Genomic DNA, 6,000 nt, shown 5'->3' on the forward strand with positions numbered 1-6,000 from the left:
AAGGGTCCCCGGACTACCGAGGGCGTGCGTCGAGCATGGCCTGGGCGTATTCCCAGCGGCGAACAGCAAAGGCGGCCAGCGTCTCGCCCTCGGCCTGGGTCAGCGGGCAGGTGATGGCGAAGTCGTCGCGCAGGTCGATCAGGTCCTGGCTAAGTTTCTTCGGCGCGGCTTCAGCGGCTGGCGCTGGCTTTTCTGCCGGCGTGGGCACGTCCAGGTCGTGGAAGAACATCGCCAAGGCCTCAAAGTAGTCGGGGCATGGCAGGTCCTTCGCTGCACGCTCTTTCGGGCTGGCCACCTGGTGCTGCTTGTGTGTGTTGATGGTGTAGGGAATGCGGCAGCCGAAGCGCTCCAGCACCAGGTTGGGGTTCTCACCTTCAGGCCATTTGAGTTTCACGCGCCCGACCTTGATTGCCTTGGCCGCCAGGACGGAACACTTCGAGCGGCGGTTGAAGTAGCCCGCGTCTTTGGGCAGCGGCGCCCCCATCATCAATCCGTAACGGTGCAGAACCTCAGTACGCCCCAGCTCTTGCAGCGCGTGGTAGAACTGAAGGCCGATGCCGGCGGTGTCGACCAGGATGGTTGCCGACGGCAGCTTGCTGGCGCGCTCGTGGAGTTCCTTGGCCAGTGGCAGCAGGTCTTGAATGTTGGTATCGAATGGATACTCCACCACCTCAACAACCTGTTTATCGCCCTTACCGTAGATACGCGCATGGATGGCTACTGACGCCCCGTCACGGTCGTCGCCCGCAAGGCGCACGGCGAAGACGTCGTGTGGCTCCAGCACGGTACCATGGTCGCCCCATACCGGCCCTTTCAATGGCGGGCCGGAAAGTGCGTCTTGGATATTGGCCTGGCTGAGCAGGTAATGCGTTGCTACCGGCGCTGAGGCGCATTTGCTGACGGCGGTGGTCTGGGCGGTGCGTACAGCGTTAGTGAGCGGAGACGTCAGGAAGCGCTCGATCAGCGGTCGCAGCCGGTGGTGAGTCTGGGCATAGCGTTTCTGGCGCCCAGAGCCCTCCTGAACTGATACGACCTTGGGCTTGGCCTTACCTGGTACCGGCACAACCCAGTAGTGCACACCTTGGGCGCTGTGGGCCGGCTCAGGCTCACGGACCTCGATGCCCTGCGCCTTCAGCCATTCCTTGAACGCCGAGACGTTGCTGGCCAGCAACAAGTCCTGGTCGTGCTTGTGACTCGATACCGTGGTGCGTGCTTGCATCATTGCTTTCCTTTCGAGGTGGCCGCGAACGGCCTCAGGTTTTCGACTCGCCCGCGGTGTTTGGACGCGCGCGCAGGTGTTGCAGTGGTGGGCTGTATCCAGAGCTGCCCCGTTTTGATCAGGAACAGCTCCCATAAGCCCATCTTGATGTTCGTTTCGCCCTTCTCGTACAGGCGCCAGGACTCGCGGCTGACGTAGACCAATGCGCCGGCAGCGGTCTCGCTCATGCGCAGGCTCAGGCGGGTACGGCGGATGTTGTCGGGGGTGGGTTGCAGCTCGGGCCTGATCGTCATACCTCACCGCCGTTGTCCAATGCCGCGATCTGGGCAGCGCGGTCGGCCATCGCCTCGCGCTGTGCCTGTGTCTTCTCCAGGGCCCGCGCATAGCGTTCGTCCAGCTCTTCCTGGGAAACGACCGCAGCTACTGGCACAACCGGCTCAATGTTCATGTTGAAGATCCGGCCCAGCAGGGTCAGGTACGGCAGTTGGTCGCCTACCTTCACCTCAATGCTGCCGTCCTTGTTGATCTTCACCCCGCCGAACAGGCCAAGCGCACCAGGTGACAGGTAGCGGGTGTCGTTGATCTTCATGGTGCGCTCGCCCACGCCGTTGCACTCCGGGCATTCCGGGTGTGGGTCACGGGTTTGGTCGTAGCCGAGGCCGCCGAGGGGGTCGAAAACCGGAACCTTGCGCTTTTCTGCCTTGGCCAACGCCACCTCTTCCTGGTGACGCTGTTTTCGTTGCTCCATCTGCCGTGGAGTCATTTGGTATTTGAACCCCTCCCCCCAGCAGTAACGGCAGCAGGTGTAGATCACCTCGGCCAGCTCGCGGGGATCGGCCAGGGCCGCGCCGTAGACGCGCTCAATGACGCGGTTCTGAATTTCCTCAGTCTTGGCAAACAGCTCAGCGCGCTTTGCTTGCGTGTAGGGATGTTCCTTAACCTTTCTTAACAACCTACTGGCAGCTGACGCCGCCGAGTTGGGATTGCTGCACTCAAAGCCGGCGTCCAGGTAGGCCTGGGTGGCGTTTTGCGTGACCAGCCACAGGTCAATGAACTTGGCCTGGCGCTCGTCCAAACCGTGCAGATTCCCGGCCTGCAAGGCCTCCAGCTCGGTCGGGGTGAGCTGGACGGTGGGTTTAATCTTGGTAGTGCCGGTGCGGCGACGAGGCTTTTTCTCCGCGACCTCGGCGCCTTTGGCCAGCGCCTTGGCTACTGCCGGAGCTGGCTTGTTGGGTCTTTTGGGGGCCTTTTGAGCAGCCTTTGGAGGGGCCTTTTTGACCACTCGGCCACCGGTGACCTTAACAACTGGCTCTTTGGGGGGATTTTTGCGGCTGCGCGCGGGCTTGTCCGGTGTGACTTTATCCCCGGACAGCTCTTTTGGCGCTTCGTCTGCTACCTTCTTCTTCCCTGCCACAGTCAACAACCTTTAATGCAAAGAGTCTTGGCTATCAGCCACGGAAAATGTGCAACATCCGGGGGCGCCTGGCGCAAAAAAACCCGCAACCGCGGGCCTCTATCCTTGGAAGGATTAGCCCGCCGAAGCGGGCTCCCCAGCACCGTGTAGGGGACGCCACGGTAGGCGCTGCAATGGCCGTCGATGCCACTTCCCCAATTTTGACCGTTATCCAACAGCGGGTACCTCATGGCGAAGCCCCTGTCAGGTACTTCCCCAAAAGCTCTAGGCCGTGTGAAACAACCCTTTGCCCAGCACCATGCGCACGACAGCCCGGCATGGCCACCCCTAACCGGGTGGCTGGCTACTGACCGGTGAAATCAGCAAACAGCGCTTGCTGAACAGCCTTTTCAACCTGCTGCACCGTGCACACAGGATGCTCGAACTCAATGAGGGCTTTTTCGGCTTGTTTGCGCACGATTCGCGCTTTGACGGAAACCTCCAGCTCGGCAATCAAACGCTCAAGTTTGGCGCCGCCGCGCAGCTGCTCGAACACGCCTCCATGGTGCCGGCGGATCAGCGCCAGGCTGGCGCTCAATTCGATTGAGGTGGTGGCGACCTGGTCCAGCAACGCCCGATCTGTGGCTGCGCCCTCGATGGCCACCGCCGTGACCTTGGCCAGGCCGGTCAGGTAGCTCTCGTGATAGGCGGCCATTGTCCCCTTCACCACGCCAGCAATGAGCGCCTGGTTACCCTCTTCCGGGGACAGGCCCAGCTCGTCGGTGCGTAGCAGTAGGTAGTCGGTGGTGACTGAATACATGTCAGCCATCGCCTGGAGGTTTTTGAGGCTGGGGGAGCGTTTGCCGTTCTCAAACAGGCTGATCATCGTCAGGTTCGCGTGGCCCAGGCGCTGGGCGACGTCGATTTCTCGTAGGCCGGCGGCGCGGCGGGCGCGGACCAGGCGCTTGGCCACGGCCTCGCGCATTGCCTGCTCTTCCTCGCGCGCCAGGCTGCTCGGGCTCATGCCTGCGCCGCATTCGTCATCGCTGAAGAGCGATTCGGGCTCGCGCGGCAGCAGTTCGCCTTCGATCGCGGCCTGTGCTTCCTGGTTGTGATCTGTCGCTGACACTTCAATGCACCTTCCAGCACTGTGGATTGGCGCCATTAAATTGTATCCCCGGACATTTCACAACCCCAGAATGCCCAAAAAGTTCCCATGCTACCGAGCGGCAGTAGCCAACTTTCTAGGCTTCCTCACCCTTCATTTGCTCGTGAATCTCGATCATACGGGCCTTCAGGTCGTCGCAGGTCACGGAATCAGTGGCCTCAATCTGCGCCAAATGCACGCGCCTGGTGTGTAGATCGCGCCCCATCAGGTAGTGAGCCAGGTAGTCGACGTGAAAGCGCAGACCATAAAAACAATAGCGTTTTGTTGGTGCGTAACATCCTTTGCACGCCATGATGTGGTTTATGTACTGCTCATGCGCCTCGCGCTCGGCCTGCTCCAGGTCCATCAGAACTCTTCCCGAACCCAGTCAGGCCCAGGCGCTGCGCCACGCTTGGGCTTCTCGGCCTTTTTGATAGCGACGAACTTGAACACCGGGAACATGCTGGCCGCGACCTTGATCTTGACCCTGGCGTCATCCATCCAGAAACCCTTCACCTCATGCACTTCAAGGTGACCGCTCGCCAGCTGCACCAGGAAATCCGGCGTATAGGTGGTCTTGGGCGCCAGCAACAACTTGAACGGTTCGAACTGGTACCAGACGATTTCGCCAGCCATGCGCAGCTGCTCCAGATGCGCGCGGTAGGCTTCCTCGGTTTTGTTCAACTCACCGGCTTCGAGACGCCCGAGCGCCTGCATAGCCTGCATACCGCCAGCCTTGGGCTTGGCCTTGCTGCTACCGGCAGCGCCAGCTGTTGCCCCGGCCATGCGCAGGTGCTCCGGCTCTTCCTTGGGTTGCCGGGATTTACGGGCTGTCTTGGTCATGTAGTCGGGCAGGCCGGCAAACTCTTCCTCGGACATCCTCATGCCACAGCACCACCACAGCAATTGCAGCTGCGCACAGAGGCACGGGCACGCAGCCAGCGCAGGTAGTCGCGCTGTACGCCTTCGTCCTGGTATTCCTCGGTCGGGCGCCCCATCACACCCTTCACGCGCTCGAATGGCCCTTCGTGGTCGGCCTCGAAATCACTGCGCGCTTCATCGACTTGATCAAACGGACTCACAGCACACTCCCCTCATAGAATCGCCCCAATCTACCGGGACATAGCCCGGCGCTGACCTGGTGGTTTGCCGGGTACAGCGTTAAGCCTCGATCACCTGCCGGCGTCCCTGTGATCCACTCCCCTGCCAGCGCAGGTAGGCCGCAGCCAGGTCTACGGAGAAAACAGACACCTCACCTGTGTCTACGGCGAGGTCATGCAGCCACTCCCGCGATGCGCTCTGCATGCGGTGCCAGCCACCCTTGGGAAAGAAGGCGAAGAACGTGAGCGCATAGGTGGACGGGCACAGCTGGAAGTGGGTGGCCATCGACTCTTCACCCATTACCCGCTCCAGCTCTTCCAGGTGGTGTGGCCCCAGCTCACCTGGTAACGCCTGGCCGGTGTAGTCGATCGGCGCCTCAAGGCCTTCAGTTGCACAGCGCTTGGTGTGGTACTCCACCGATCGGACAGGGCCGGTGAGGTCGTTCACGTTGAAAGCAGCGTGGCGGAATAGCTTGCGTACCCGTGGGGCCTGCTCTTGCACAGTCGTCTCTACAGGCACCTTGGCCCGGGGCATCAGCTTCGGGTTGTCGGTGTGTGTAGTACCGCCACGGGTTGGCGCCGGCACTGCCTTGGGTTTGGCCCCTTCACGGGGTGTTACCAGCTCTGGCCGCTCCCGCAGCGGTAGAAAGCCGTCCTCCCCGAGAATCACGCTTCCTACGGATCGCCCCTGCTCCAGCTGGTCCAGGACGAACTCGACAAGCGCCAGCCCGCGCGCCAGCAGCAGGTTGAGGTTCTGGTGGCCGCAGCGCTTCAACAGCGTAGTGGTGCGCTGCATGCTCTGGGCGGACATGGTGAACAGGACTTCGTGCCGTTCCTGGGCTTGGGCGTGCTGCATTGCGGGTGCCTCCTACAAACTGCGATAAAGACATAATGGCATAAAGTCACAATATCACAACATGGCAGATTGGCAGATCCAGCTTTGCCGGGCGCCAGGCACAAAAAAGCCCGCGCTGGGCGGGCTCTGGAGACAAGGTTGGTGCCTGCTCCCCTGCGTGCGGGCAAAAAAAAACCGCCTTGAGGGGGCGGTTTCTTCTTTGCGATCCAGGCTTGAGGGGCCTCGGCTCGCGTATTCACTGAGTGCAGTCACGCTATAGATCCTATATAGCGTTTAGCTAAACGT

The 6,000-nt window shown here is 61.3% G+C and carries 8 protein-coding genes; all 8 read right to left on the bottom strand.

Features of this window, described 5'->3' with window-relative positions; all coding sequences use genetic code 11:
• Positions 1 to 13: 13 nt before the first annotated feature.
• The 8 genes from ACNFBR_RS27390 to ACNFBR_RS27425 all read right to left on the bottom strand — a co-directional run bounded on the left by ACNFBR_RS27390 (position 14) and on the right by ACNFBR_RS27425 (position 5,715).
• Positions 14 to 1,222: a hypothetical protein gene (locus ACNFBR_RS27390; RefSeq protein WP_416737637.1), complete on the bottom strand. Its 1,209-nt coding sequence runs from the start codon at positions 1,220 to 1,222 to the stop codon at positions 14 to 16.
• Positions 1,219 to 1,512, bottom strand: a complete 294-nt coding sequence (locus ACNFBR_RS27395; protein WP_416737638.1) for a hypothetical protein — start codon at positions 1,510 to 1,512, stop codon at positions 1,219 to 1,221. The genes ACNFBR_RS27390 and ACNFBR_RS27395 overlap by 4 nt, the downstream gene beginning before the upstream one ends.
• On the bottom strand, positions 1,509 to 2,633 hold the full coding sequence (locus ACNFBR_RS27400; RefSeq protein WP_416737639.1) for a terminase small subunit: 1,125 nt from the start codon (positions 2,631 to 2,633) through the stop codon (positions 1,509 to 1,511). Before ACNFBR_RS27400 ends, ACNFBR_RS27395 begins: the two co-directional genes overlap by 4 nt.
• 343 nt (positions 2,634 to 2,976) lie before the next feature.
• Positions 2,977 to 3,741 (bottom strand): helix-turn-helix domain-containing protein, encoded by a 765-nt coding sequence (locus tag ACNFBR_RS27405; RefSeq protein ID WP_416737640.1) that lies wholly within the window; start codon positions 3,739 to 3,741, stop codon positions 2,977 to 2,979.
• 115 nt (positions 3,742 to 3,856) lie between these two features.
• Entirely contained in the window at positions 3,857 to 4,126 is a 270-nt protein-coding gene (locus ACNFBR_RS27410; RefSeq protein WP_416737641.1) for a hypothetical protein, read from the bottom strand.
• The gene (locus ACNFBR_RS27415) at positions 4,126 to 4,644 is read right to left on the bottom strand and encodes a hypothetical protein (protein ID WP_416737642.1); all 519 of its coding nucleotides are present in this window, start codon (positions 4,642 to 4,644) and stop codon (positions 4,126 to 4,128) included. Before ACNFBR_RS27415 ends, ACNFBR_RS27410 begins: the two co-directional genes overlap by 1 nt.
• Complete coding sequence (locus ACNFBR_RS27420) at positions 4,641 to 4,841, bottom strand: hypothetical protein (protein ID WP_416737643.1); 201 nt, start codon at positions 4,839 to 4,841, stop codon at positions 4,641 to 4,643. The genes ACNFBR_RS27415 and ACNFBR_RS27420 overlap by 4 nt, the downstream gene beginning before the upstream one ends.
• A 79-nt stretch (positions 4,842 to 4,920) precedes the next feature.
• The gene (locus ACNFBR_RS27425) at positions 4,921 to 5,715 is read right to left on the bottom strand and encodes a hypothetical protein (protein WP_416737644.1); all 795 of its coding nucleotides are present in this window, start codon (positions 5,713 to 5,715) and stop codon (positions 4,921 to 4,923) included.
• Positions 5,716 to 6,000: the final 285 nt, after the last annotated feature.

This window comes from Pseudomonas sp. NY11955 (assembly GCF_048068035.1).
GTDB lineage: Bacteria > Pseudomonadota > Gammaproteobacteria > Pseudomonadales > Pseudomonadaceae > Aquipseudomonas.

Coding starts and splice junctions, on each gene's coding strand:
- ACNFBR_RS27390 (WP_416737637.1), bottom strand. CDS start 1,222: ATGATGCAAGCACGCACCACGGTATCGAGTCACAAGCACGACCAGGAC.
- ACNFBR_RS27395 (WP_416737638.1), bottom strand. CDS start 1,512: ATGACGATCAGGCCCGAGCTGCAACCCACCCCCGACAACATCCGCCGT.
- ACNFBR_RS27410 (WP_416737641.1), bottom strand. CDS start 4,126: ATGGACCTGGAGCAGGCCGAGCGCGAGGCGCATGAGCAGTACATAAAC.
- ACNFBR_RS27415 (WP_416737642.1), bottom strand. CDS start 4,644: ATGAGGATGTCCGAGGAAGAGTTTGCCGGCCTGCCCGACTACATGACC.
- ACNFBR_RS27425 (WP_416737644.1), bottom strand. CDS start 5,715: ATGCAGCACGCCCAAGCCCAGGAACGGCACGAAGTCCTGTTCACCATG.